This is a genomic window from Actinomycetota bacterium (assembly GCA_030019255.1).
Lineage (GTDB): Bacteria > Actinomycetota > Geothermincolia > Geothermincolales > RBG-13-55-18 > Solincola_A.
Genome location: JASEFK010000002.1, coordinates 173,460 through 198,432, shown reverse-complemented (window position 1 = coordinate 198,432; position 24,973 = coordinate 173,460). Strand labels below are relative to the sequence as shown.

At 65.1% G+C, this 24,973-nt stretch carries 21 protein-coding genes and 1 tRNA gene; 19 read left to right on the top strand and 3 right to left on the bottom strand.

All coding sequences use genetic code 11. From position 1 onward, the window contains the following. Window positions 1-506 precede the first annotated feature (506 nt). Entirely contained in the window at window positions 507-1,856 is a 1,350-nt protein-coding gene (locus tag QME84_02495) for an alpha/beta fold hydrolase (GenBank protein ID MDI6873145.1), read from the top strand. A 360-nt stretch (window positions 1,857-2,216) separates the two neighbouring features. Here QME84_02495 and QME84_02490 read toward each other — a convergent pair whose 3' ends face one another. Continuing rightward, on the bottom strand, window positions 2,217-2,891 hold the full coding sequence (locus tag QME84_02490; GenBank protein ID MDI6873144.1) for a metal-dependent transcriptional regulator: 675 nt from the start codon (window positions 2,889-2,891) through the stop codon (window positions 2,217-2,219). Between the two features lie 496 nt (window positions 2,892-3,387). On the opposite strand from QME84_02490, the gene QME84_02485 reads away from it, so the two are divergent. The 16 genes from QME84_02485 (at window position 3,388) to QME84_02410 (ending at window position 21,999) form a co-directional block, all read left to right on the top strand. Beyond that, the gene (locus tag QME84_02485; protein ID MDI6873143.1) at window positions 3,388-5,517 is read left to right on the top strand and encodes a sodium-translocating pyrophosphatase; all 2,130 of its coding nucleotides are present in this window, start codon (window positions 3,388-3,390) and stop codon (window positions 5,515-5,517) included. Window positions 5,518-5,703: 186 nt separating this feature from the next. Further along, window positions 5,704-7,881, top strand: a complete 2,178-nt coding sequence (locus QME84_02480; protein MDI6873142.1) for a DNA topoisomerase I — start codon at window positions 5,704-5,706, stop codon at window positions 7,879-7,881. Window positions 7,882-8,552: 671 nt separating this feature from the next. After that, complete coding sequence (gene mdh / locus QME84_02475; protein ID MDI6873141.1) at window positions 8,553-9,491, top strand: malate dehydrogenase; 939 nt, start codon at window positions 8,553-8,555, stop codon at window positions 9,489-9,491. Continuing rightward, entirely contained in the window at window positions 9,469-10,323 is an 855-nt protein-coding gene (locus QME84_02470) for a fumarate hydratase (GenBank protein ID MDI6873140.1), read from the top strand. Before mdh ends, QME84_02470 begins: the two co-directional genes overlap by 23 nt. A 17-nt stretch (window positions 10,324-10,340) precedes the next feature. Then, on the top strand, window positions 10,341-11,966 hold the full coding sequence (locus QME84_02465) for an MFS transporter (protein MDI6873139.1): 1,626 nt from the start codon (window positions 10,341-10,343) through the stop codon (window positions 11,964-11,966). 83 nt (window positions 11,967-12,049) lie between these two features. Next, complete coding sequence (locus tag QME84_02460; protein MDI6873138.1) at window positions 12,050-12,610, top strand: FumA C-terminus/TtdB family hydratase beta subunit; 561 nt, start codon at window positions 12,050-12,052, stop codon at window positions 12,608-12,610. Window positions 12,611-13,064: 454 nt separating this feature from the next. Next, window positions 13,065-13,724 (top strand): dTMP kinase, encoded by a 660-nt coding sequence (gene tmk / locus QME84_02455; GenBank protein MDI6873137.1) that lies wholly within the window; start codon window positions 13,065-13,067, stop codon window positions 13,722-13,724. 289 nt (window positions 13,725-14,013) lie between these two features. After that, on the top strand, window positions 14,014-15,171 hold the full coding sequence (gene holB, locus QME84_02450; protein MDI6873136.1) for a DNA polymerase III subunit delta': 1,158 nt from the start codon (window positions 14,014-14,016) through the stop codon (window positions 15,169-15,171). Between the two features lie 161 nt (window positions 15,172-15,332). Continuing rightward, entirely contained in the window at window positions 15,333-16,205 is an 873-nt protein-coding gene (locus tag QME84_02445; protein MDI6873135.1) for a stage 0 sporulation family protein, read from the top strand. Window positions 16,206-16,391: 186 nt separating this feature from the next. Next, window positions 16,392-16,988: a 2-oxoacid:acceptor oxidoreductase family protein gene (locus QME84_02440; protein MDI6873134.1), complete on the top strand. Its 597-nt coding sequence runs from the start codon at window positions 16,392-16,394 to the stop codon at window positions 16,986-16,988. A gap of 150 nt (window positions 16,989-17,138) precedes the next feature. Next, window positions 17,139-17,441 carry a 4Fe-4S binding protein gene (locus QME84_02435; protein MDI6873133.1) on the top strand — a complete coding sequence of 101 codons (303 nt, stop codon included), beginning with the start codon at window positions 17,139-17,141 and terminating at the stop codon, window positions 17,439-17,441. An 82-nt stretch (window positions 17,442-17,523) separates the two neighbouring features. Then, complete coding sequence (porA, locus tag QME84_02430) at window positions 17,524-18,744, top strand: pyruvate ferredoxin oxidoreductase (GenBank protein MDI6873132.1); 1,221 nt, start codon at window positions 17,524-17,526, stop codon at window positions 18,742-18,744. After that, window positions 18,741-19,703: a thiamine pyrophosphate-dependent enzyme gene (locus tag QME84_02425; protein ID MDI6873131.1), complete on the top strand. Its 963-nt coding sequence runs from the start codon at window positions 18,741-18,743 to the stop codon at window positions 19,701-19,703. Before porA ends, QME84_02425 begins: the two co-directional genes overlap by 4 nt. A 122-nt stretch (window positions 19,704-19,825) precedes the next feature. Continuing rightward, window positions 19,826-19,901: transfer RNA gene (locus QME84_02420), tRNA-Thr, on the top strand. A gap of 326 nt (window positions 19,902-20,227) precedes the next feature. Continuing rightward, entirely contained in the window at window positions 20,228-20,752 is a 525-nt protein-coding gene (locus QME84_02415) for a hypothetical protein (protein ID MDI6873130.1), read from the top strand. 233 nt (window positions 20,753-20,985) lie between these two features. Further along, the gene (locus tag QME84_02410; GenBank protein ID MDI6873129.1) at window positions 20,986-21,999 is read left to right on the top strand and encodes a hypothetical protein; all 1,014 of its coding nucleotides are present in this window, start codon (window positions 20,986-20,988) and stop codon (window positions 21,997-21,999) included. Between the two features lie 26 nt (window positions 22,000-22,025). On the opposite strand, the gene QME84_02405 is transcribed toward QME84_02410, so the two are convergent. Both QME84_02405 and QME84_02400 read right to left on the bottom strand, forming a co-directional pair. After that, window positions 22,026-22,256, bottom strand: a complete 231-nt coding sequence (locus QME84_02405) for a hypothetical protein (protein ID MDI6873128.1) — start codon at window positions 22,254-22,256, stop codon at window positions 22,026-22,028. Between the two features lie 424 nt (window positions 22,257-22,680). Next, window positions 22,681-23,283 (bottom strand): PASTA domain-containing protein, encoded by a 603-nt coding sequence (locus QME84_02400; GenBank protein MDI6873127.1) that lies wholly within the window; start codon window positions 23,281-23,283, stop codon window positions 22,681-22,683. A gap of 282 nt (window positions 23,284-23,565) precedes the next feature. Between QME84_02400 and QME84_02395 the strand changes: the two genes are divergently transcribed. Beyond that, the gene (locus QME84_02395) at window positions 23,566-24,417 is read left to right on the top strand and encodes a prolipoprotein diacylglyceryl transferase (protein MDI6873126.1); all 852 of its coding nucleotides are present in this window, start codon (window positions 23,566-23,568) and stop codon (window positions 24,415-24,417) included. After that, on the top strand, window positions 24,395-24,910 hold the full coding sequence (locus QME84_02390; GenBank protein ID MDI6873125.1) for a DUF6141 family protein: 516 nt from the start codon (window positions 24,395-24,397) through the stop codon (window positions 24,908-24,910). The genes QME84_02395 and QME84_02390 overlap by 23 nt, the downstream gene beginning before the upstream one ends. The last annotated feature ends 63 nt before the right edge of the window (window positions 24,911-24,973 follow it).

The following is a 24,973-nucleotide window of genomic DNA, read 5'->3' as shown; positions in this document are numbered from 1 at the left end:
CCCCAAAGGGGCTGCTCCGCGGGCATCCCCGGAAGGATTAAGCACGTTCCTGTACGGTGCACCTCATACCGCGGAGTGGCTTGAGTGATGGATTACGGGACGCGAGCCGCCCATCTCCAAGCCCCTCTTCTCGGCCGCGTTTCTTCGCTATTATGCAACCCCCGGCGAGAAGGGGCAAGCGCGGAGAGCCGGTACTGCGTTCCCGGTGCGAGCCGACGGTGGGCTTAAACGCAATACCGGATTCAATCAAGAATAGATTGACATGTCAATCTATTTTTATTAAACTTATCGTTAATAATACACATCGGTATTGATTCCGGCGGCTAAGGGGCTCGGAGGAAGGCCCCGGCAGGAGGTCGAAAGGGCGTTGACGCTCCCTGCATTTTTTTCATGCGGTGAGGATAAAGTCGGCTTCGGGACGTGAAAGGGGGGATGTGCTGAATCGGAGACCATCGAGTTCGCCTTCCAGGGAGTTTGAACGCTCCGATGACTCAAAGGGGGATGCGATGAAGGTAAGGGTTACCGCCATACTTGTTTCCTTGCTCGTCTTCCTCACGTCCTTCTTCGCCGTGGCGCAGGTGCAGGGGGGCGTCGCCGTCGCCGTGGCCTCCGCGCAGGACCTTTACCCGGTCCGCACCCAGGACGGGGTGGACCTGGTGCTCCAGAGATACAGGCCGGATGCCCAGAGCCGGCACAACGTGGGGGCACAGCCAGTGATCCTCATGCCGGGACTCCTCTGTAACCACAACTTCTTCCAGGTGGAGACCCCCGCGGGGAATGATTATAACCTGACGCTTCCCGAGGACCTCGCCGGCTGGGCGGAGGGCGATCCCTACATCCAGGCCGATCCCATGCGCTACTACAGCCTAGCCTATTACCTCTGGGATCAGGGCTACGACGTGTGGCTGGCCAATTACCGTGGCGAGGGCCGGGAGCCCATGCGCAGCGGGGGAGCGGTGGGATACGCCATAGACGAGCTGGGCATCTATGACATGCCGGCCATCGTTACCAAGGTGCGTGAAGTGACCGGAAAGAAGCCGGTCTGGGTGGGCCACAGCATGGGTTCCACCATGGCTTACATCTACCTGCAGGGCGCTAGGTTCATCGATCCCACCATGCCCACCTCCGGCGTGGTCTCCGACGATTACCTGCGGGCCATGCGTAACGACGGGAACGGGCCCCAGGCCCTCAAGGCCCTAGTGGACCTGGACGGCCCGGTGATCCCCGGGGGGTCCATTCCCGGCCTGCTCCAGCCCCTCCTGTGGACGGCCCTCTACGTGCCCTTCTACCTGGATCTGAGGGCGCTCACCGCCACCCTGGGCTGGGTGGCGGCCTCTCCCGCCATGATGCTGGAGTCCCTGGCCCGTATGCTGTGGGGCGCCCTGGGGTACCCGGACCTGGGGCTGCTCAACCTGCTCCTGCTCATCAACCCCGACAACATGAGCGGTGAGGTAGCTTCCTATTTCTTTCAGTTTGGTTTGGACGGGGTGAGCACCCGGGTGCTGGCCCAGTTCTGTGACGCCATCGTGCACCAGAAGTTCAGGGAACATTACCGCAACCGCGGTTTCCTGAGCTGGCTGCGCTGGGCACCTCCGGCTCCCTGTCCCGGGGACGGGTTCTATTATTATTCCGACAACCTGGGCAAGATCAGCCTGCCTTCCCTGGTCATCGCGGACGCCACGCGGGACATCACCAACCCGGAGGACATCAGGCGTTTCTACGACTCCAAGGCCCGCAACGACAGGGATAAATTCGCGGTCATCCCGGGAACCGCTCACGTGGACCTGGTGATCGGGCTGAACGCCCCGGAGGAGCTGTTCCCGCTGATCGGAGAGTGGCTGGAGAGCCTGGATTGAAGGTCATCGCCGTCTCAAGGGGAGTGGGGGTTGGGACGGCGCACGAACGGTGACCCGGAAGCCATCACGGGTTGAGGCCCTCACGCGGACCACGCGAGGGGGGCCCCTTTCTTTTTGCCGACGACGCCCTTGTTGGGGAATGAATATCGATGCGGAAGCTTTCTCTCCGGCTTGACCTCGAGGTTTCACTTGGAGTGGAGCATGAAAGGGCTCCAAGGATAACGGGTAGGGCCAGGATACGAGTTTCCTGCCTCCGCGGCTCGAGAATAGGTGATCGGGGAAGCGGCGGGATTGTGGAGCAGGAGTTTCGTTTCCAGTCCCTCCGTCTGGTACCAGGGGAGCTCGGGCGGAGCCTTCGGCTCAAGTGATCTTCCGGACGTGGATGGAGTTGGCCAGGTGCCACCCCACGGTGCGGCGGTTCCGGCCCACCACCGCCTGCAGAGGTCCCTTGAAGGGGTCCTTGGCCACCACCCTTATCTTCACCCCCGGCTTGATGCCCAGGGAGGCCATGAACTGCAGCAGCTCTGGCTCGTCGTCCTTGACGCTGATAACCTCCGCTCGCTCCCCGGGCTCCAGGGAGTAGAGGGTGGTCTCCTCCATGCGGACGTCCTCCACCTTGGAGGGGATGGGGTAGCCGTGGGGACATACCTTGGGGCGGTTGAGGGCCACGAAGAGCCGCCTCTCCACCTCCTCCGAGATCTGGGTCTCGAAGCGCAGGGCCTCCTCGTGGGCCTCGTGCCATTCGAAGCCCAGCATGTCGGTGAGGAAGCGCTCCACGATGCGGTGCCTCCGGATGGCCTTCACGGCCAGCTTTTCCCCTTTCGGGGTGAGGGTTATGCCGTGATAGGGAGTATAATTTATAAGGCCTTTCTGGGAGAGCTTCTTGAGGGTGTCGGTAACCGTGGAAGGGGCCACTTTCAGGGACTCCGCCAGGGCGGAGGTGGAAACGGGGCACTGCGACTGCTGGAGCCGGAAGATGTGCTTAAGATAATCGCAGTGCTGATCGAATAAAGAGGATTGCCGCGAAGTCTTCATCACCCCTCCCAGGGTCCTTGAAATTTTGAGTAACCCAAATTATAATTTCGGCATTCCGAATTTTCAAGGCGATAAGGACCATCGGATATTAAGTTAAGTCACGAGTTGCCGGCGCGAGACCGGAAGAAGGTTTCCTGCGGAAGTCCCGAAATAGATCTGCGGATGAGATGATCAACCTGTGGGGTTATCGACCATGTTTACCGCGCCGCAGAGGAAGGCTGAACCGGTGAAGGCCTCTTCCGTTGTGATCGACCGGTCAGCTGTGAAGCCAGCTCAGGCGCTGAAAGGCCTGATGACCACGGAAGGCGCGGGTGGGGAAGTGCAGGAGGGAACGGATATGTGTGGTTCGTAAAGCGGGCAGGCACGACGACTCGACTCACGGCGGGCGGCGAAGGATGTCGGTGGGATGGAGTGCCCGGCGATAGACTATAAATACTTGGAAAAACAAAGGAACGGTATAAGTCGATAACGGTCTGTCAGGGAAAGGAGTGATGAGATGGAGAACGCCTGGCCCTATATCACGCTCATCGCCGGACTGCTGGGCCTGGGTACGGCAGGTTTTTACGCCTGGTGGGTACTCAAGCAGGATCCCGGGGACGAGAAGATGCAAACCATCTCCAGGCATGTGCAGGAGGGAGCGGCAGCGTTTCTCAAGCGCGAATATTCCACCGCCATCTGGTTCCTCCTCCTGGTCGCCCTGGCCATGTTCTTTTTCGTGAAGAACGGGGACCTGCCCGTCGGCAGGTATCAGGCCCTCGCTTACCTGTTTGGCGTGGTCTGCTCCGGAAGCATCGGGGTCATCGGCATGACCGTGTCCACCCGGGCCAACTGCCGGACCACGCAGGCCGCGAAACAGGGGATGGGGCGCGCCTTGAGGCTGGCCTTCCGGGGCGGCTCGGTGACCGGCCTTTCCGTGGTGGGGATGGGCCTCTTCGGCGTGTCCTTCGTCTACCTGCTGATGACCAAGTGGTGGGCGCCCCATACCGTCCTGCAGGTGATTCCCGAGCTGGGCAGGAACTCGGTGCCTGACGTGGTGGCCGCCTTCGGACTGGGCGCCTCGTCCATCGCCCTGTTCGCCAGGGTAGGCGGAGGCATCTTCACCAAGGCCGCCGACGTGGGCGCCGACCTGGTGGGCAAGGTGGAGGCGGGCATTCCCGAGGACGATCCCCGCAACCCGGCGGTCATCGCGGACAACGTGGGGGACAACGTGGGGGACGTGGCCGGTATGGGCGCCGACCTCTACGAGTCCTACGTGGGTTCCATCGTGGCACCGGTGGCCCTGGGAGCCATCCTCTTCGCCGGTACCGGGTACGAGTGGAAGGGGATGGTCCTTCCGCTGGCCATAGCCGCCGTGGGTATCATCTGCTCCATACTGGCCAGCTTGATCGTCAGGGGCAGGGAGAGCGGGCATCCCGGAAGGTCTCTGTCCCTGGCCACCTACAGCGCGGCGGTGCTGACCACCATCGCCACCTATTGCCTGGTCGTCCTGTTTCTCAAGGACACCCCGGGCGTCAAGAACCCGGTGGGCTTCTTCATCGGCATAGTGGCCGGCCTCTTCGCCGGCATGTTCATCGGGCAGGTCTCCGAGGTGTACACCTCTGACGCCTTCCCCATCGTCAAGAACCTGGCCAAGTCCAGCACCACCGGTTCGGCTACCAATATCCTTTCCGGTATCGCCGTGGGCATGGAGTCGACCACGGCTTCCATCATCTTCCTGGTGGGAGCCATCGCCGCCGCCTACCTGGCGGGGCGCTGGGCCATGGGCGGCGCGGCGGCGGGATCCCTCGGGGTCTCCGGGGGGATCTACGGCATCGCCCTGGCGGCCATCGGTATGCTGTCCACTACGGGAACGGTAGTGGCCGTGGACGCCTACGGGCCCATCGCCGACAACGCCGGGGGCATCGCCGAGATGAGCGGGCAGCCTCCGGAAGTGCGCCAGATAACCGACAGCCTGGACGCCGCCGGCAACACCACGGCGGCCATCGCCAAGGGCTTCGCCATCGCCTCGGCGGGGGTTACCGCCCTGGCCCTCTTCCGGGCCTTCACCGACGCGGCCAAGGTGCCCTCCATCGACCTCAGCCACTACCAGACGGTGATCGGCCTCTTCCTGGGCGCCGCCTTCCCCTTCCTCTTCGCCTCCCTGGCCATCAGCGCCGTGGGCAAGGCAGCCAACAAGATGGTGGAGGAAGTGCGGCGGCAGTTCCGGGAGATCCCGGGCCTCCTGGAGGGCAAGGAAGGGGTCAGCGCGGAATACGCCCGGTGCGTGGACATCTCCACCAAGGGCGCGCTGCGCTACATGATCGCCCCCGCCTCCATCGCCGTCCTCAGCCCCATCGTCATCGGCCTGTGGAACGCCGAGGCCCTGGCCGGATACCTGGGCGGTGCCCTGGTGGTGGGCTTCCTCATGGCCATCTTCATGGCCAACGCCGGTGGGGCCTGGGACAACGCCAAGAAATATATCGAGGCCGGGAACCTGGGCGGAAAGGGTACACCCACCCACGCCGCCGCCGTGGTGGGCGACACGGTGGGCGATCCCTTCAAGGACACCGCCGGACCCTGCATGAACATCATGATCAAGGTGATGACGGTGATCTCCCTGGTGTTCGCCCCTCTCTTCGTGAAGTAGGATCCGAGCCGCGGGGCCGCCCTCGCAGGAGGGCGGCCCCTTCGCATTTTCCGGGAACCTGGCTGGCATCACCACTTATGCACCGCTTGTGAACACCGCTTAAGATCGGACGTCGGGGTGCGGTCTTGGAGGAAGGGTTGCCGTTCCTTGACGGCGCATTATTAATGTGGTACGGATATTTGCCGAATGTTCGCCGGGGAGCGGGAGGTGAGGGAGGGGAGCTCTCCGGCGGAGGTTGAATTCCAGGAATTACCATTTAACCGGACCACGGAGAGCGGGTACATGAAGCTTATCATCACCGAGAAGAACACTACCGCGCGGCGCATCTCCACCATCCTCTCGGATGGGAAGGCGCGCCCGCTCTCCTCGTCCCGTAACCCCGTGTACGTCTTCCGCATGAACGGGGAAGAGGTCCACTGCCTGGGACTCAAGGGCCACATCCTCAAGGTGGACTTCCCGCCCCGCTATCAGCAGTGGCAGGAGGTGGAGCCCCGGGAACTGATCCGCGCCGACATAGTCAAGGTCCCCACCAGCAAGACCCTGGTGCGCACCCTCCAGAGCGAGGCCCGCAAGGCCGACGAGGTGATCATCGCCACTGACTTTGACCGGGAGGGGGAACTCATCGGCGTGGACGCCATCAACATCATCCGGGAAGTGCGGCCGGACATCAGGGTCCGGAGGGCGCGTTTCTCGGCCCTCACTCCCGCGGAGATAAAGCGCGTGTTCGCCCACCTGGAGGACCCCTACTACAATCTGGCCTCGGCCGGGGAGGCCCGGCAGGACATCGACCTCATCTGGGGGGCCAGCCTCACCCGCTTCATCAGCCTGGCCTCCACCCGGCTGGGCAAGAACTTCCTCTCCGTGGGCAGGGTCCAGAGCCCCACCCTGGCCCTCATCGTGGACCGCGAGAAGGAGCGCAAGGAGTTCGTCCCCACTCCCTTCTGGACCCTGAAGATAGACTGCCGCAAGGACGGGGAGACCTTCCAGGCCGTCCACGCCAGGGAGCGGTTCCCAACGCAGGAGGAGGCCGAGGAGGCCCACTCCCGCCTGGAGGGGAAGGCCACGGTGCGGGAGGTCAAATCCTCGGAGAGGGTGGTCAAGCCCCCCATCCCCTTCAACACCACGGGGCTGCTCACCGCGGCGGCCTCCCTTGGTTTCCCGGCGGCCAAGGCCATGAACATCGCCGAAAACCTGTACATGAACGGGTACATCAGCTACCCGCGCGTGGACAACACCGTGTACCCGCCCTCCCTGGACTTAAGGGGCATCCTGCGGGAGCTCTCCAGGAGCCCGGCCTTCCGCGAGCCGGCGGGGGAGCTTCTGGAGAGGAAAAAGCTGGTACCCACGCGGGGAAGCCGCCAGTCCACCGACCATCCTCCCATCCACCCCACGGCCGCCGCTTCCCCCGACGACCTCTCTCCCCAGGAGTGGAAGATATACGAGCTGGTGGCCAGGCGCTTCATGGCCACCCTGGCCGGCGAGGCCCGGGTGCTCTCGGTGCGCGCCGACCTCGAGTGCGGCCCGGAGCCCTTCGTGGCCCGGGGCTCGCGCACCGTGGAGGAGGGCTGGTACCGGTTCTATCCCTACGGGAGGAAGAAGGAGGTGGACCTCCCCCACCTGGAAACGGGGGAGGTGGTGGAGGTGGTCGACACGCCGCCGCCAAAGAAGGGAGAGACGCAGCCGCCGCCGCGTTACACGCAGGGCAAGCTCATCGAGAAGATGGAGGAGCTGGGACTGGGGACCAAGTCCACGCGCCACGCCATCATCGAGAGCCTCTACCAAAGGGGATACATCTACGGGGATCCCATCGTTCCCACGGAGACGGGGATCGCCGTGGCCGAGGCCCTGCGCAAGTTCGCCGGGGTGATCTCCTCGCCCGAGATGACCGCCGCCCTGGAGAGGGACATGGACGCCATCGTGGAAGGCGCCGAGACGCGCCGGGAAGTGGTGGACAAGTCGCGGGAGATGCTGGAGGAGGTCATGCGCCTCCTGGAGGACAGCCGCTCGGAGGTGGCGGCGGAGATACGCAACGGCATCCGGGAGGACCGCGTACTGGGCGCCTGCCCGGGCTGCGGCTCCCCTCTGCGGGTCATCCGGGCCAAGAAGAGCAAGAAGAGGTTCGTGGGCTGCAGCAACTACCCGGAATGCACGGTGACCTATCCCCTCCCGCAGAACGGCAACCTGGTCCCCACGGACGAGGTCTGCCCGGAGTGCGGCTCGCCAAAGGTGAGGATGGTGAACCGGGGAAGGAGGCCCTGGACCTTCTGTCTGGACCCCGACTGTCCCACCAAGGGCCGGGAAGCCCCACCGGGCGGCGAGGGAACTCCATCCGGCGGCGCGGACCGCAAGGGGGAAGGGGCATAACGGTCGCCGGGCGGCCTCCGGGCGATTTGAGTCGGAATGGACGGAGGCCGCCACGAAGCCTTATCAAACGAGAGCGCCGCGATAAGAAAGCAAGGCACCCTTCTTTAGGGATAAAGGGAGACGATATACCGGGAAAAAGGAACCGTGAGTGGAATTGAACGGTATTTTCTGCTTCGTCACGCCCTCGTGTACCCTCGGATCAACCTCTTCAGCCCCTCAAGGAAATGCGGGTGGAACATCGGTGAAGATCTTACCCGGAAGGGTTGGATTTTCCTCCCGGACGCGCATCGAGAATCCTTAAGACCCGTTTTCGAAAGGATCTTATCCGTTTGGCGGCGGGAGGCCGCCGTTCAAGAGCCTCGCGGTGATTATCGTTTCCGGACCGGGTTGCTTATGGAAACGATTGCCGGTTAAGGCTCCGCGGGGTCGGCTTGCGCTTGCAGGTAAGCCCACCATCGCCTGCTGCCCCGTCGGTTTCGACTGGACATGTCCCCGGAAGGGGGTGATCTGCAGCAGGGCATTCCCACCCGAGGCCTATTTCCGGGAGGCAGGTTCGGCGCTTCACGTTCGGCCGCGCCAAGGCTCCCGGACCCGGTGGCGGTTTGCGCGCCCGAACGGCTTATAGGAAAATAACGCCATAACCCGAAGGGAAGGAAGGAGGAGGTTGGTTCATGCGCAAGGTCACCGTGGTGGGAGCCGGCATGGTGGGTTCCACCACCGCCATGCGGGTGGCGGAGGCAGGGCTGGCCGACGTGGCCCTCATCGACATCTACGGGGACCTGGCGCGGGGCAAGGCCCTGGACATCTCCCAGGCCCTTCCCCTGACCGGTTCCCCTTCCCGCGTGGAGGGCGGGGACGATTACCGCCTGGCCGAGGGGAGCGAGGTGGTGGTGGTGACCGCCGGCTTTCCCCGCCAGCCCGGGATGTCCAGGGCCGATCTTTTGGGGAAGAACGCCGAGGTGGTGAGAAAAGTGGTGGAAGCGGCCGCCGCCGCCGCCCCGGAGAGCGTGATCATCATGGTCACCAATCCCCTGGACGAGATGTCCTACCTGGCCTGGAGGGTGACCGGATGGGACCGGCACCGGGTAATGGGCATGGCTGGGCTCCTGGACGGGTCCCGACTGGCCTACTTCGCCGCCCGGGAGCTGGGCGCCTGCCCCTCGCAGGTCCAGCCCACGGTGCTGGGAAGCCACGGCGAGGCCATGCTTCCCCTCCCTCGCTTCACCACCGTGGCCGGGGTCCCCCTGGACGAGCTGCTCCCGCCGGAGAAGCTCGAGGAGCTGTGCTCGAGGACCCGGGAGGGGGGAGCGGAGATCGTCTCCCTCCTGAAGACGGGAAGCGCCTATTACGCCCCCTCCGCCTGCGTGGCCCGCATGGTGGAGGCCGTCCTCCGCGACGAGGAGTGCCAGGTGACGGCCAGCGTCCTCCTGGAGGGAGAATACGGCCTGAGCGGCGTCTTCCTGGGGGTTCCGGTGGTCCTTGGTTCGGGAGGGTGGAAGAAGGTGGTGGAGCTTCCCCTCGATGGCGAGGAGCTGAAGGAGCTGGAGGAGTGCGCCCGCCTCATCCGGGGCAGGATGGAGGAGCTCGATGGGTGGCTGGCGAGTTCTTGAGCCCTCGCGGTTGAGCGAGGCGATGGAGGAGCTGGCGATAAGGGCCTCCCTGGAGCTTCCGCCGGACGTGGAAAGGGCCCTCGTAGAGGCCCGGGAAAGGGAATCCTCGCCGCTCGGGAGATACGCCCTGGACATGATCCTCGAGAACGCGGCGGTGGCCAGGAGGGAGCGGCTGCCCTTGTGCCAGGACACGGGCATGTTCCACCTCTTCGTGGAGCTGGGGGAGGGAGTGGCCCTGCCCTCCGGCTTCCGTTCGGCGGTGGACGAGGGGCTGCGGAGGGCCACCCGCAGGGTACCCCTGCGTTCCTCGCTGGTGGATTTTCCCATCGGGGAACGCCGCAACCGGGGCGACAACACCCCGGTGCACGTGCACGTGCACGAGGGTGGACCCGAGGGAAGGGTGCGCCTCACCCTCCTGGCCAAGGGAGGGGGGAGCGAGAACGCCACCCGCCTTTTCATGCTCCTTCCCGGGGAGGGTGAGGACGGGGTTCGCAGGGCGGTCATGGAGGCGGTACGGACCAAGGGGGCCCAGGCCTGCCCTCCCCTGGTAGTCTGCGCGGGAGTGGGGGGGGATGCCGGGGAGGCCCTGGAGCTGGCCCTGCGGGGCATGCTTCGCCCCGTGGGAAAGAGGCATCCCCGCGAGCCCCTGGCCCGCCTGGAGGAGGAGCTCCTCGAGGAGGTGAACGCGACGGGCATCGGGGCCGCCGGGCTGGGCGGGGACACCACCGCCCTCGACGTCCACCTGGAGGAGGCTCCCACCCACATCGCCTGCCTCCCGGTGGGGGTGGTGCTGGGGTGCCACGCGCTGCGGCGCAGCACGCTGCTCCTTTAGGCCGGTGGAGATGTAGCATGGAAAAAGATACCAGGGAAAGCTGCACCGACTATCGGCCGGGTAGTTTCCGGCGCACGGAGGAAGACCTACAGATAAGGCCGGCTGCTTTCCGGGGACTGTTGCGCAACCGCGATTTCCTCTTCCTATGGTTGGGGCAGATGATTTCGGCCGTCGGGGACTGGATAATCGTGGCTGTGCTCTTCGCCTACGTGGACCAGATCTCCGGCGGGCGCAGCTACGCCATCAGCCTCATGATGCTCTCCAAGTTCCTGCCCGCCGTGCTCCTGGGCTTCCTGGCCGGGGTGATCATCGACCGCCTGGACCGCAAGTCCACCCTCATCCTCTGCGATCTCTCCCGCGCGGCGCTGGTCGTCTTCCTGCCCTTCGCCGGCAACCTCCTCTTCATCTGCATCCTGGTCTTCATCATTGAGACCTTCACCATCATCTACGGGCCGGCCAAGGATGCCAGCATCCCCGACCTGGTGGAGCCGGAACAGCTGACCAACGCCAACTCCATGAACATGCTCACCCTTTATGCCTCCATGGCCTTCGGCACGGCCCTCGCCGGAAGCATCATCGGCTTCATCTCCTGGCTGGGCAGGCTGAACCCGGGCTTCATGGGCAAGATCGACCCCAACAAGGCGGCCTTCTTCATCGATTCCCTGACCTTCTTAGCCTCCGCTTGGCTCGTCTACCACATCGGCTTCAAGAGAATACCCCGGGAGGAGCGCGTGAGGATGACCTCCGTGCAGGTGAGGCAGGACTTCCGGGAGGGCTTCAGATACCTCTGGGGGAGGGCCCTGACCCGCACCGTGCTCCTCCTCACCCTGGCCTGCTTCCTGGGGGGAGGGACCATCTACGTGCTCACGGTGAGCTTCGTGCGCTACGTGCTGGGGGGAAGCGGGTCCACCTTCATGTACATCCTCACCACCCTGCTCTTCGGCATGATGGGGGGTTCCATCCTGGCCGGGGTGTTCAGGAGCCGGGTGCGCAAGGAGAGGGTGCTGGGGTTGGCCATCTCCGGTTTCGGGGCGGGGGTGGTGCTCTTCTCCCTACTCGCCGTGACCTGGATATCCTTCCTGGTGGCCTTCCTGGGCGGGGTCTTCATGGGCTACGCCATCGTGGGCATGGTCACCCTGCTGCACGAGAAGCTGGACGAAGAATATCGGGGGAGGGCCTTCGCCACCATCCAGGTCATCATGCGGGCCTCCATATTCGTTTCCATCATGCTGGCTGGGCCCCTGGCGGACCTGATAACCGGGCTGGGGCGCCGGCTGGGTTTGCGGCCCCTCTCCCTGTGGCTGGTGAGGCTGGGTGGCTCCTACCGGGGAGAGATAGACGGGAGGTACGTCGATTTCCGTTACCTCCTCAACGGGCCCCAGCTCATCCTGCTCATCGGGGGCCTGGTGATCTTCGCGGCCGGCCTCTACGGGCAGCGCTCCTTCCACCGCTGTTTCGCGGGGGAGGAGTCTCGGGGAGGTCCCTTGACTGCGGGGAGCGCGGGTACGAGCGGGTCCCTCGACCCTTCCCGGGGTGAGGGCGGAATGGGGCTACGAGGCCCCTGCTCGGAAGCGGGGCCGGAGTCGGTCGGGCGGGTTTCGGGGTTGGTAAATCTTTCCAATAAGGACGGAGACGGCGGCTGAAGTGGGGAAAACGGCACGGGAATTCAAGTCAGGACCATCCCGGTACGGATCTCCTGGTTCTTGGCGAAGCGAGGTGAAGGGCGATGGCTGACGGCAGGGAGGGCGGAGGGATAAGGGTGACCACCCCCCTCACCCGGGAGTTCCGGGAAAGGGTCTCGGCGGGGGATCGCCTGCTGGTGACCGGGAGGCTCATCACCGCCCGCGACCAGGCGCACAGGAGGCTGGTGGAGACCCTGGAAAGGGGGGAACGGCCACCGGTGGACCTGAAGGGGGAGATAATATATTACGCTGGTCCCAGCCCCGCGCCCCCGGGAAAGGCCGCCGGCTCGGTGGGGCCTACCACCGCCTCCCGGATGGATCCCTACACACCGCGCCTGGCCGCGGAGGGCATCGCCGCCTGCATCGGCAAGGGGCCCCGTTCCCCGGAAACCAGGCGTGCCCTGGTGGAAAACGGCGTCCTCTACCTGGTGGGCATCGGGGGAGCCGCGGCCCTGCTGGGTTCCCGGGTGCGGGCCGTGCGCCTACTGGCCTACGAGGACCTGGGCCCGGAGGCCGTATACGAGCTGGAGGTGGAGGATTTCCCGGTCCTCGTGGCCTACGATCTCAGGGGGGGCGACGTCTTCGCCCACCTGGCCCGGCCGTAAGGGCGGGGAAGGAGGCCGAACCCCGCGCGACCTCACCGAGGTGGCCATACTTGTCCCACCCGGCCCCCAGGCGGCAGGGTACGTCAAACTCCATCCGCCGGCACCGGCGTTCAGGGCAGCTCCCGGGGAACGAGCCTGTGCGGCGGCCGCAGTCGACACAGGGTTGAAAGGCAGCCGGAGGCCGGAGTTTCGCGATAAAACGGTTATGTTCCGGAAATGCGGGAGGCCGGAATCAACGAGGGAATCCGCACCGGAACCCGCCGTTTTGATCCCTGCGTCCGGCGGTGCCCATCACGACCTGCCCTCGGCGCCGGGGACACCCCGGGAGAAACCGAGGTACGGCCTCCCGCTTCCGCCACTCGGAGAAGTTGGCGTGGATTCCTGGTGGACTGGAACCGCCGCGGGGGATAAACTTTTCCCTTGACGGGACGGAGGAGAGGAAGAAAGGAAGGAGATGAGCCACAGGAACGCTTTGAGGCCGGCGGCGAAAAGGAAGGGAGTCCTCATCACCTTCGAGGGCGTGGAGGGATCGGGAAAGACCACCCAGATGAACATGCTCCATGCTCACCTCATCCGCATGAAGGTGGACGTGGTGGCCACGCACGAGCCGGGCGGGACCAGGCTGGGCGAGGAAATAAGGCGCATCCTGCTGGATCCCGCCTTCCGGGAGATGCATCCCCTCACCGAAACGGTGCTCTACGCCGCCGACCGGGCCCAGCACGTCTACGAGGTCATAAAGCCGGCCCTGGAGGCGGGAAAGGTGGTCCTCTGCGACCGCTACCTGGACTCCTCCCTGGCCTACCAGGGGGTGGCCAGGCGGGTGGGCCTGGAAGGGGTGCGCAACCTTAACGAATGGATCACCGACGATCTCTATCCCGACCTTACCTTTCTCCTCGAGATACCCTACCGGGTGGGCCTGAAGAGGCTGGAGAAGCACAAGAAGGCCCTAGACAGGATGGAGGGGCAGCCGGAATCCTTTCACGAGCAGGTGCAGGAGGCCTATCGCACCTTGGCCAAGTTCTTCCCCCACCGTTACGTGGTGCTCAACGGGGCGGACAAGCCGGAGACCATCCATCACCGGGTGATGGAGGAGGTAATGAAGATCCTCCCCTGAGAACCGCCCCGCGGGAGGGGACCGGTTCCTTAACCCGTTCTTATTTCCTCTCCCTGTCCCCGGATTGTCCCGGGGGGCGAAGGGGAGGGGGGAGCGAAGGTCCGGGTAGCGGGGCCGGAAGGGCCTCCGCGGGTCAAAGCGGGCGGCGCCCGTGAGGATTGAGGATTAAGCTAGCGGAGGGAAAGCCGTCCGGTTTCACGTTCTCGCATCACCGGGCAGGGAATCTCGTTAACCTTGGCGGGTGACCGAACGTCGGATAAGCGGAAGGCATGGGTTAGGAGTCCGGAAGATGGGCCGGGAAGAAGGCTGCACGTGGAGAGGGATATACGGGCAAGAGGCCGCCGTGGCGTATCTCCGCTCCATGCTCCGCCGGGGGGACGTCCCCCACGCCCTCCTCTTCACCGGGCCGCGCGGCGTGGGAAAGTTCACCGCTGCGCTGGTGATGTCCGCGGCCCTCCTCTGCCCCTCCGGGGACGCGGACGGCTGCCCCTCCTGCCGGAGGGTGGCGGCGAGGGTGCACCCCGACCTGCACCTGCTCGAGCCGGAGGGGATGAACATAAGGGTGGAGCGGGTACGCGAGTTGGAGGGCATCCTCCACCGCAAGGCCGTGGAGGGACGGGGCCGCGTGGTGGTGGTAGACGAGGCGCAGTCCATGACCGCGGAGGCGGCCAACGCCTTACTCAAGACCCTGGAGGAACCCCTGCCGGACACCTACCTCATCCTGGTCTCCGAGAGCCGGGAAAACCTGCTCCCGACCGTGGTCTCCCGCTGCCGGGAGGTGCGCTTCGCCTCCATCGGTTCGCGGGAGCTGGAGGAATACCTGGCGGAGAGGGAGGGCCTCCCCCGGGAGGAAGCGCGGTCCCTGGCGCGCCGGGCGGGAGGGATGTTCGGCCGCGCCGTTACCTGGGCGCGCCACCCGGAGGCGGCGGCCTACTGGAGGAAGGGCGTGGAGTGCGCCGCCTCCCTGCGCCGCCTCACCCTCCGGGAGGCTCTGGAGAGAATGGAGTCCTGTCGCCGCGAACTGCACGACCTCAGGCTGGAGGATGGGGAAGAGGGTATGGAGGCCTACCTGGAGGCCCTGGACAGGAGGAGCGCGGAGCGCCTGCGAAAGCGCCGGGAGGAGGAGATCTCCCGCCGCAACAGGCGGGCGAGGCGCCTGGCCGCCCACGACTTGCTGGATGGCATGGCCTCTTTCTACCGGGATATAATGCTCTTGATCCTGATGGGGGAGGAGGGACGAGAGGCGGGGGATTCCCTGCTTCTCAACCCGGAGTGGAGGAAGGAACTGGAAAGAGAGGCCCAGCACCTCGACGCCCCGCGGGTCCGCAAGTGCCTGGAAAGGCTGCGGGAGGCCGGGAAGGCGCTGGACGCCAACGTGGACGAAGAGCTCCTCTTCTCCCACCTGGTGATGGAGCTCAGAGGCATACTTGGCCGCGTGCCGGCCTGATGGAGGAGAACGGTTTCCGGGCCTCCGGGAATCGCCCCGACCGCTTGGAGCGGACGCCGTGCGGGTCCGGCGGTCGGTGAAGGGCCGGAGCACGACGGGTTCAGGGAAGTGGCGCCCACCTCGCGCCCCGGGCGTCGGGGGAGGGCGCCGGGAGGTTGAAGATGGCCACGGTAGTGGGAGTGGTTTTCAAGAAAGGCGGGAAGGTCCACTACTATGATCCCGACCGGCTGTCCCTGCGCGTGGGGGACGAGGTCATGGTCCCCACGCCCAAGGGAGTGGAATTCGCAGTGGTGGTGGTCCCCCCCCGGGAGATACCCGATCCCCGCGACCCGGAGAAGCTGCGCAAGGTCATCAGGAGGGCGACGGACCGGGACCGCCAGCAGAAGGAGCGCAACGAGTTCCGCCGGGACCGCGCCTGGCGCAAGTGCCTGGAGCTCATCGCCAAGCACCAGCTGCCCATGAAGCTGGTGGACATGGATTACGCCTTCGACGGCAGCTCCATAACCTTCTATTTCACCGCCGAGGGGAGGGTGGATTTCCGGGCCCTGGTGCGCGACCTGGCCTCCACCCTGAAGACGCGCATCGAGCTGAGGCAGATAGGGGTGCGGGACGAGGCCAAGATGATCGGGGGCCTGGGGCCCTGCGGCCGGCCCCTGTGCTGCGTGACCTTCCTCAACCAGTTCCACCCCATCTCCATCCGCATGGCCAAGGAGCAGCACCTCCCCCTCAACCCGGCGAAGATATCCGGCATCTGCGGTCGCCTCATGTGCTGCCTCCACTACGAGCAGGATGCCTACCGTCGCTTCCTCCGCTGGGTTCCCGCGGTGGGGGAGAAGGTGGAGACGGAGCGGGGACCGGCCAGGGTGGTGGCCCACGACGTCCTCCACGAGAGGGTCACCCTGGAGCTCGAGCACGGGGAGAAGTTCACCGTCCCCGCCGCCTACTTCGGCCCGCCGCCCCAGGAGGTGGAGCCGGAGGAGGAGGTGGAGGACGAGATCGTGGAGGACACCGACGAGGAGTTGGCTCCGGACTAGCGCTTCACCGGCCCCTTCCGTCCTGCCGGGAGGCCTCGGGCCTGTGGTGGACGACGCCGGGGCGGGGAGGGAATCCCTCTCATCGACAAGCTAAACTTGCGTGTGCTATATATTTGGTCTATGTGGGTCCCGAGCTTTCCCGGCCCAAAAGCGGCGGAGAGGTGGATGTCAGTTTAAAGGAAAAAAATGGTAGAGATTCGCTTTCACAGCCTGGGCGGGCAGGGAGCGGTGACCCTCATCAACCTCCTGGCCCAGGCGGGAGACCTGGTGGGCAAGCGGGTGCAGGCCTTCCCTTTCTTCGGCGCCGAGAGGAGGGGGGCCCCCGTGAAGTCCTACGTACGGATGGACGACCGGCCCATCCACCTGAGGAGCCAGATATACCGCCCGGACTTCCTGGTGGTGATGAGCCCCTCCCTGCTGCAGGCGGCACTCGAGGAGGGAACCAAGGAGGGCTCGGTGCTCCTGGTCAACCAGCGGGAGGAGGAAGATGACGCCCTGAGTGGGCTCCCCTTCCGGACCTACGCGCTGGACGCCACCTCCATCGCCCTGGACCTGGGTATGGTGGTGGAGGGGATGCCCGTCCTGAACCAGGTTTTCCTGGGGGCGGTCTCCTACGTCACCGAACTCATCCCCCTGGAGGCGGTGAACGAGGTCATCCGCCGCAACATCCCTCCCGGTCGCCAGGAGGCCAGCATGGAAGCGGCCAGGAGGGGCTTCACCTCCGTGCGCGAGGTGGCGGGAGCGGGGAAGAGGGAGAGCCGGGAGAGGACCGCCGCCTCCTGAGCATGGCCCCACCGGCGGGGGGATGTCCGCGCCTTGATTTCGGATAACCGCCGCCGGAGGGGTTGCTATCGTGTGGAGGAAGGACCGCATACCGGAACGCGCGGGGCATCCTTGCCGCCGCGCGGGAAAAGAGAGGAAACGGGGATAAGGATGCCCGGAAGGAAGAGAAAGGAGAAGCCGGAGGAGATAGGTTTCCTCACCACCCTCTCCGTACCCTCGGAGGGGAGCGTGGGGCTGACCGGCACCTGGAGGACCTTCCGTCCCGTGCTCGACCAGGAGCGCTGCAATAAGTGCCTGCTCTGCTGGATATACTGCCCTGAGGCCTGCATAACCAAGGAACTGAGGATAAACTACGACTACTGCAAGGGGTGCGGCGTGTGCGCCGAGGAATGCCCCACCAGGGCCATGAGCATGGTGAAAGAGGATGAATATGAGGACGGAAAGGACCGGTAAAACCAAGGCTGCTGCAAGGGGTGCGGCGTGTGCGCCGAGGAATGCCCCACCAGGGCCAGGAGCATGGTGAAAGAGGATGAATATGAGGCTGGTAGAGACCGGAAACCACGTGGCCGCCTGGGGGGCGCGCCTTTCCCGGGTGGAGGTGGTGTCCGCCTATCCCATCACCCCCCAGACCCAGGTCATCGAGGAGATATCCCGCTTCATAGACGAGGGGGAGATGGAGTGCGAGTACATCCCCGTGGAGAGCGAGCACAGCGCCATGGCGGCCATGATCGGCGCGGCGGCCATGGGAGTGCGCGCCTTCTCCGCCACCTCCTCCCATGGCCTGGCCTACATGCACGAGCTCCTGCACTGGGCGGCGGCCGTCCGCCTTCCCATGGTTATGGTCAACGTCAACCGGGCCCTGGGGCCGGGATGGAACATCTGGTGTGACCACCAGGACACCATGGCGGCGCGGGACACGGGGTGGATCCAGCTCTACTGCGCCGACCACCAGGAGATACTGGACACCGTCATCCAGGCCTACCGCATCTCCGAGGACCCGCGGGTCATCCTACCGGTCATGGTCTGCTACGACGCTTTCCTCATGTCCCACACCTACATGCAGGTGGACATCCCCGATCAGGAGGCCGTGGACCGCTTCCTGCCCCCCTTCCGCTCCCTGTGGAAGCTGGACCTGGAGTATCCCTTCACCCACGGGTCGGTGATCTACCCCGACGACTACGAGGAGGTAAGGTTCTCCATGCAGCAGGCCATGGACAACGCCCGCCGGGTCATCTCCGAGGCGGCCCGGGAATACCGGGACCTGCTGGGCTTCTATCACGGTGAGCTGGTGGAGACCTACCGCATGGAGGACGCGGAATACGCCCTCCTGGCCCTGGGCACCGTGGCCTCGGAGTGCCGCGTGGCGGTGGACGAACTGCGGGAGATGGGCTATCCCTGCGGCCTGGTGAGGATACGATCCTACCGTCCCTTCCCGGTGGCGGAGCTCCGGGAGCTCCTGGCTCCCCTGCGCGCGGCGCTGGTCATCGACCGCGCCGTCTCCTTCGGGCTAGAGGGCCCCCTGTTTTCCGAGGTCAAGGCGGCGGTCTACGGGAACGGCGGCCCCTCCATCCACGGCATCATCACCGGCCTGGGAGGGCGGGACGTGCCCTATGACCTCATCGTGGAGAACGCGATGGCCGCTTTCAAGGAAAAACTGCCCCACGGGAGCCACTGGCCCGCGGTGCGCCTGAACGAGCACCACCGCCTAGTGAAGAGGAGCCTGGAGGAGTACTGGAAGAAGGAGGGAGTGCGGTGAGGCTGCGCGATTTTCCCGCCGAGGAGCTCTTCCTGCAGGGGAGCGCCGCCTGCCAGGGATGCCCGGGCAGCGCCGCCCTCCGGGTGGCCTTCAAAGCCCTGGGGAGGAACACCATCCTGTGCGTCATAGCCTCCTGCACCTCGGTCCTGCAGAGTCCCTTTCCCGTGTCCGCCCTCAATCTCCCCACCCTGAACATGGCCTTCGCCACCGGGGGCGCGGTGGGCTCGGGAATGTCCGCGGCCGCCGAGCGCCTCACGGCCAGGGGGAAGTTCAAGGAGAAGCCCACCATCCTGGTGTGGGCGGGAGACGGGGGGACCTACGACATCGGCATCCAGGCCCTCTCCGGGGCGGCGGAGCGCAACGCGGACCTCATCTACGTGTGCTACAACAACGAGGCCTATTCCAACACCGGGACCCAGCGCAGCGGAGCCACCCCCTACGCCGCCTGGACCACCAACACCACCAAGGGCAAGGAGGAGTGGCGCAAGGACGTGGCCCAGATCATGGTGGCCCACGGCATCCCCTACGTGGCCACCGCCTCCCTGGCCTATCCCACGGACATGTTCCGCAAGTTCGCCAAGGCCAGGGAGATCCGGGGGACGCGCTACATCGAGATCCAGGCCCCCTGCCCCCCGGGATGGAAATTCCCCTCCAGCCACACGGTGAAGATCGCCCGGCTGGCGGTGCAGACCGGGATGTGGATGCTCTATGAGCACGAGAATGGGAAGACCACCTACACGGCGGGCACCCAGCGCATCATCCAGGGCCAGGCCAAGCTCCTTCCGGTGGAGGAGTACCTGAAGGCCCAGGGGAGGTTCCGCCACCTCTTTCACCCGGAGAGGGACGAGGAGCGCATCGCCGCCATTCAGAAGCGCATAAGCGACGTCTTCGAGACCCTGCAGTTCACCCACAAGATGAAGGAACACATCATGGATATAGAGATCTCCCCCCGTTTATGAGGAGCGGGTCATGGGGGTAGGTTTTAGAATTTTTACCTTTTTAGACGAAGGGAGTCATGGCTTGCGTTTAATACCCCTGGGGGTATCAAAATTCAAGACCTGACCCCCTATAATCGACTTGGGCCGGCGTAGCTCAGCAGGTAGAGCAGCTCACTCGTAATGAGCAGGTCAGGAGTTCGAGTCTCCTCGCCGGCTCCAGCAAGAGCGCGGGCCGGGGGCGTGTCTGGTCGCCTTCCGGCCTTCTTGCTTACATGATTTCCCTCCTGTCCATCGCTTGGGACGCCGTTTCCTCCCCTTTCACGGGACCCCGGGAGGCGCCGGGCGTTGCCGTCCCGCGTGCCGTCCCCCGCGGCTACCCGCGGGTTAATATGCCTCGCGGTTTCCCGTTCACCCCACCGGAGGCACCGTTCGCCCCCCTTATCCCCGCGCTGGTGGTGTTTCCGGTAAAGGTGGGAGGCGAGGACTCGATAAAGGGAGTGAAAAGAGGTTCTCGAAACCTATGGCCCTGAAAAGGAGGTAGGAAGATGAGGAAGAGGATGAGAATCCTGGGGATGCTGGGGGCCGCTTCCCTGCTCCTGGTGCTCCTCCTGGGAGCCCCGGCCCAGGCCGCCAACCCGGAAACGGTCAATGTTTCCGCCACGGTGGCCGAGGCCCTGCGCCTCACCGTGAGCAAGAACGCGGTGGATTTCGGAGGGACACTGTTGCCTGACGGCGGTCCCGGCGGTGACGGCGTGTACAACGACGGCCTGACTGCCACCGTGTGGGGTAACAGGCTCTGGAGGTTGCAGGTGTCGAAGGACCACGATCTCACGGATGGAATCTACACCATACCTTCCAGCCGCCTGACCTTCACCTCCAGCTCGAGCGACGGAAGGGTGACGGCGGTTCAGGGTACTCCCACGGAGTTCGGGACAAACGTCATGGTGGCCGAGGGCAACCGGGGCGGCAACATCGGTCCCATCAACGTGAACTATACCATCGACATCGAGTGGGAGGACCCCCCGTCCACCTACACCGCCACCCATACCTACACGGTGGTAGCCCAGTAAGGAGTTTGCCCACAAAAACGTGGCCGCAAGGGTGGAGGGCCCGGCCAGACCGGGCCCTCCCGCCTTCGTCCCCCAGAATTTGTCACCTCCACCTTTATCCACCATAATGTTTCCCGGTGGGGGAGGGACATCCAGGTCCCCGGGGGCGTGGGCGAGGACGCCGGCTTTGCCCGGGGGAAGGCGAAGGAGGGAAGGCCTTGAGCGGTTCAGGTGATAAGGGAAGGGAAAGGCCAATGACCGGAGGGGGAAGGAGGTGGATTTCGGCCCTGGCCGGCAATCCCCTCGCCCGGACAGCCCTTGTCCTGTCCACGGCCCTGCTCTTCGTTCTCCTTCCGTTGGGGCCGCGGGAGGCACAGGCCCAGGATTTCGATCTCACCGTCTCCCCGGTGAAGAAGGAATTGACCGTGCAGCCGGGGGAGAGGATAGATTTCCAAATCACGCTGATAAACCACACCGAACGGGACCTGGAGCTCCTGGTCTACCCCATGGACTTCTTCATCAATCCGGACAACAGCTACGAGTTCCACGAGCCCGGCTACTACTCTTATTCCTGTTCCCGGTGGCTGGAGATGCGGCGCGACCGCCTGACCATCCCCCCGCGTTCCCAGCACGAGGAGCCCTTCACCCTGGTGGTGCCCCCCGACGCGGAACCGGGAGGGCACTACGCGGTGCTCTTCTTCCAGGACGCCTCGGAGCCGCCCCCGGGCCTGGGGGTCAAGCCCACCTACCGCATAGGTTCCCTCATCCTGGTCACCGTGCCCGGGGACATCGTGCGCGAGGCGGAGATCCGGTCCCTCTCCGTGGAGAGCGATTTCCTGTCCCTTTGGGGGCCCCCCGAGGGGGGAGAGGCGGGATGGCCGGCACGGAGCATGAAGTACCACCTGGAGGTGGAGAACACGGGGAACGTGCACCTCACCCTCCAGGCCTACCTCACCTACCGCGCCGGAGTAGGTTTCGGTTCCGGTTCCGTGGACCTGGGGGAGATAACCATCCTCCCGGGCACGGTACGTTATTTCGACGGCTTCCTGCCCTCGCCGCCCTGCCTGGGATATTTCCGGGTGGAGGCGGTCATCATGTACGGGCCGGACATGTACACCTTCGACACCGAGAAGCGTGCCGGGGGCAGCTTCTGGGTGGTGCCCCTCCTCTGGATACTCTTCATCCTCTTGGCGGCGGCGGGCACCTGGTACCTGGTGAGGTTTTTACGGGGGCGCTTCCGGGTGAGCCTGAAGGTGACCCGCAAGTAGGATATTAGCTCCCGCGAGGGCGGTCCTCACCTCGCGGTCACGGTGAGGAGGAGACCTCCTTCCTCCTGGGTCACGGCGGGGATGTTGCTCTGCAGGGTGCCGTCAGCGCGTACCCGCACGCAGGGGGCTATGGAGACCTTCACCTTGACCCCCTCGGCGGCCACGGCCTTCGCGGGAAGGGCCAGGAGGGCGAGCAGCAGGAGCGCCGCCAGGGAAGCGGTGAGGATGCCCTTGGCCAGCGTCTTCCACCCCTTCATCTCCCGTGCACCTCCCGCCATGTTCTCCTCACATTTCATTTAACGGAGGAGAACGGCGCGGCGGGTATCCGCTGAAGGTCCGATAATCACCCCCCGGAGGTAGCAGTGTTGTGTGGTGGTCAGGTTAAACGGAGGAGAACGGCGCGGCGGGTATCCGCTGAAGGTCCGATAATCACCCCCAATAACCTCCGGGGGTAGCAATTTTGCGAGGTCGTAAGGTTCCTGGGTCCTGCGGCGGGTGTACGCAAGGTGAGGTTCCGGCCACGTTCCCTCGCACCCCTGGCCTCCAGTCCCATTCGGACTCCATTCGCCGGGAAGGCCTTCAGCGGTGGATTCTGCCCCGACCCCCGCAGGTGGGGCAGGTGGACGTCCGCTTCAGGGTTCCCGTTCCTCCGCACGTGCTGCACGGCACGCTGGAGCCCCTTCACGAGTAGCACACGCCGGAGCCGCCGCATTCCGGGCAGGTCTCCGAGATGGTGACCGTCCCCCTTCCCCCGCAGGTGGGGCAGGTCACGTAGGCCGATCCCAGGCTCACGATGAGCGTGACCGCGGACCCTTTCTTGAGGGAGGTGCCGGGCGCGGGGTCCGAGGCGCAGATCAGCCCGGCGGAGACGGACTCGTTGTAGGCGCGCTGGAGGTTGACCCCCAGCCCCAGTCCCTGCAGAACGGATAGCGCTTCTCCCTCGGGCTTTCCCCGCAGGTCGGGTAGGGTTACCAGTTCAGGACCCCTGCTGATCACCAGGTCCACCGTGGTTCCCCGTTCCACCCTCTCTCCCTCCGGCAGCAGGGTGCGGATGATGAGGCCCGGGGGAACCGTGTCTGAATATTCTTCCGACAGGGTGCCGATATCCAGCTCCTCCCCGTCGAGGACGGTCCTCGCTTCCTCGACGCTCAGTCCGCCGAGGACCGGAACGACGGTGTCGACAACTTCTGGTGCCGATTTCCTGCATCCGCAGAGGAGAATGACCAGGGACAGGGCGACCAGCACGGGAGCGGCCACCCATCTTCCGCTTGAACCTCGCTCCATTACTTCCACCTCCCTGACGTTTTTATTTTACCCAGGTTTCCGAAAAGCTATTCCTGGACCGAATTTCCGCCCCGTCGGCATTTTCACCTGGAGGCCGCGTCGCGGGTATGGAAAGGAATTCCATGGACCTTCACGCCTCTCCCCAAGCCGTAAAAGCGGGCCGTGGCGACGGGTGAACCGGGGGCGGATCTGTTAGACTTTAAACGGCCTCGGTCCCGGGGCGTCCGGTTTCGCCGATCCACCTCCCGTCGGCGATGCTCTCGCCGGCAGGGGGCGGTGCGGATGCGGCGAAGGGGAAGTCGGGTAAAAGGGAGTGATGCCGGGGTGCGTCCCGTCCTTTTCCACATTGGGTCCTTCCCCGTCTATTCCTACGGGGTCTTCCTCTTCCTGGCCTTCCTGGCCGGGGTCCTGGTCGCCGGGCGGGAGCTGAGGCGCAAGAGGCTGGACGGGTCGGCCATCTACCCGGTGGGGGCGGTGGCAGCGGTGAGCGGGGTTCTGGGGGCGCGCCTCTTTTACGTCCTCGGGCACTGGAGGGAGTTCTCCCCGGATTGGCTTTCCGCCTTCGACCTCAACATGCGGGGGCTGGTCTTCTACGGCGGGCTCGCCCTGGCCGTTCCCGCCTGCGCGCTGACGGTGAGGAGAATGGGGCTCCCGGCGGGGAAGGTGGCCGACGCCGTGGGGCTCACCCTGCCCCTCTCCCTGGCCGTGGCTCGGGTGGGATGTTTCCTCAACGGCTGCTGCGGGGGGAAGCCCTCCAGGCTGCCCTGGGCGGTGACCTTCCCGGGGTCGAGCACGGCGGTGCATCCCACCCAGCTCTACGAGCTTCTCCTGGACCTGGCCCTCTTCTTCTTCCTCCTGCGCTTAAGGAAAAGCGTGGCCGGGGACTGGGATCTCTTCCTGCTGGCCGTGGGGGGTTACGGCGTGGTGCGCTTCCTCAACGAGTTCTTCCGCTACCACGCCGAATCGTCGGCAGGCATCTTCTTCCAGGTGACCAGCGTGGCGGCCGCCGTTATTTTCCTCTCCCTGGTATGGTACCGTGAAAGGAGAGCGAGAAGGGAACCGGAACCCGCTACCCTGTCGAGCGGTTCGAGAGACACGGAGGGCGAAGGACATGAGCGAGACGACGACCGGTGAGAAGTGCATCTTCCGCGAGGAACAGCGTTTCCACCAGTGGTGGATATACGCCTTGGTCCTGGGGACGGCAGGTTTCGCCTGGTACGCTTTCCTACGCCAGGTGGTGCTGCGCAGGCCCCTGGGGAACCGGCCCTCCCCCGACTGGCTGATGGTCCTCACCTGGCTCCTCATGGGCATCGGTTTCCCCTGGCTTTTCCTCTCCGCCCGCCTGGTGGTGGAGGTGCGGGAGGACGGCCTCCACTACCGGTACTATCCATTCCACCGGCGCTGGCATCGCCTGGCCCGGGAGGAGATAGCGGAGGCGGAGGCCAGGACCTACCGTCCCATCCTGGAGTACGGGGGGTGGGGGATACGCTGGGGCTGGAGGGGAGGAAGGGCCTTCAACGTCTCCGGGAACCGTGGCGTGCAGCTCAGGCTGCGCGACGGGAGGAGGGTGCTCTTCGGTTCCCGCCGCCCCGAGGAGCTGGAGGTCGCCCTCCGGAAAATACTGTGAGCTTCCGGAGGGGACTCGGGCGGTGAGCCCGGTCTCCGGGGGATTCTCTGCTTCGCGCGCAGG

What these genes read in the sequence shown, in the direction of transcription:
- QME84_02495 (MDI6873145.1), top strand. Translation starts at nt 507, where the DNA reads ATGAAGGTAAGGGTTACCGCCATACTTGTTTCCTTGCTCGTCTTCCTC.
- QME84_02490 (MDI6873144.1), bottom strand. Translation starts at nt 2,891, where the DNA reads ATGAAGACTTCGCGGCAATCCTCTTTATTCGATCAGCACTGCGATTAT.
- QME84_02485 (MDI6873143.1), top strand. Translation starts at nt 3,388, where the DNA reads ATGGAGAACGCCTGGCCCTATATCACGCTCATCGCCGGACTGCTGGGC.
- QME84_02480 (MDI6873142.1), top strand. Translation starts at nt 5,704, where the DNA reads ATGTTCGCCGGGGAGCGGGAGGTGAGGGAGGGGAGCTCTCCGGCGGAG.
- mdh (MDI6873141.1), top strand. Translation starts at nt 8,553, where the DNA reads ATGCGCAAGGTCACCGTGGTGGGAGCCGGCATGGTGGGTTCCACCACC.
- QME84_02470 (MDI6873140.1), top strand. Translation starts at nt 9,469, where the DNA reads ATGGGTGGCTGGCGAGTTCTTGAGCCCTCGCGGTTGAGCGAGGCGATG.
- QME84_02465 (MDI6873139.1), top strand. Translation starts at nt 10,341, where the DNA reads ATGGAAAAAGATACCAGGGAAAGCTGCACCGACTATCGGCCGGGTAGT.
- QME84_02460 (MDI6873138.1), top strand. Translation starts at nt 12,050, where the DNA reads ATGGCTGACGGCAGGGAGGGCGGAGGGATAAGGGTGACCACCCCCCTC.
- tmk (MDI6873137.1), top strand. Translation starts at nt 13,065, where the DNA reads ATGAGCCACAGGAACGCTTTGAGGCCGGCGGCGAAAAGGAAGGGAGTC.
- holB (MDI6873136.1), top strand. Translation starts at nt 14,014, where the DNA reads ATGGGCCGGGAAGAAGGCTGCACGTGGAGAGGGATATACGGGCAAGAG.
- QME84_02445 (MDI6873135.1), top strand. Translation starts at nt 15,333, where the DNA reads ATGGCCACGGTAGTGGGAGTGGTTTTCAAGAAAGGCGGGAAGGTCCAC.
- QME84_02440 (MDI6873134.1), top strand. Translation starts at nt 16,392, where the DNA reads ATGGTAGAGATTCGCTTTCACAGCCTGGGCGGGCAGGGAGCGGTGACC.
- QME84_02435 (MDI6873133.1), top strand. Translation starts at nt 17,139, where the DNA reads ATGCCCGGAAGGAAGAGAAAGGAGAAGCCGGAGGAGATAGGTTTCCTC.
- porA (MDI6873132.1), top strand. Translation starts at nt 17,524, where the DNA reads ATGAGGCTGGTAGAGACCGGAAACCACGTGGCCGCCTGGGGGGCGCGC.
- QME84_02415 (MDI6873130.1), top strand. Translation starts at nt 20,228, where the DNA reads ATGAGGAAGAGGATGAGAATCCTGGGGATGCTGGGGGCCGCTTCCCTG.
- QME84_02410 (MDI6873129.1), top strand. Translation starts at nt 20,986, where the DNA reads ATGACCGGAGGGGGAAGGAGGTGGATTTCGGCCCTGGCCGGCAATCCC.
- QME84_02405 (MDI6873128.1), bottom strand. Translation starts at nt 22,256, where the DNA reads ATGAAGGGGTGGAAGACGCTGGCCAAGGGCATCCTCACCGCTTCCCTG.
- QME84_02400 (MDI6873127.1), bottom strand. Translation starts at nt 23,283, where the DNA reads ATGGAGCGAGGTTCAAGCGGAAGATGGGTGGCCGCTCCCGTGCTGGTC.
- QME84_02395 (MDI6873126.1), top strand. Translation starts at nt 23,566, where the DNA reads ATGCGGCGAAGGGGAAGTCGGGTAAAAGGGAGTGATGCCGGGGTGCGT.
- QME84_02390 (MDI6873125.1), top strand. Translation starts at nt 24,395, where the DNA reads ATGAGCGAGACGACGACCGGTGAGAAGTGCATCTTCCGCGAGGAACAG.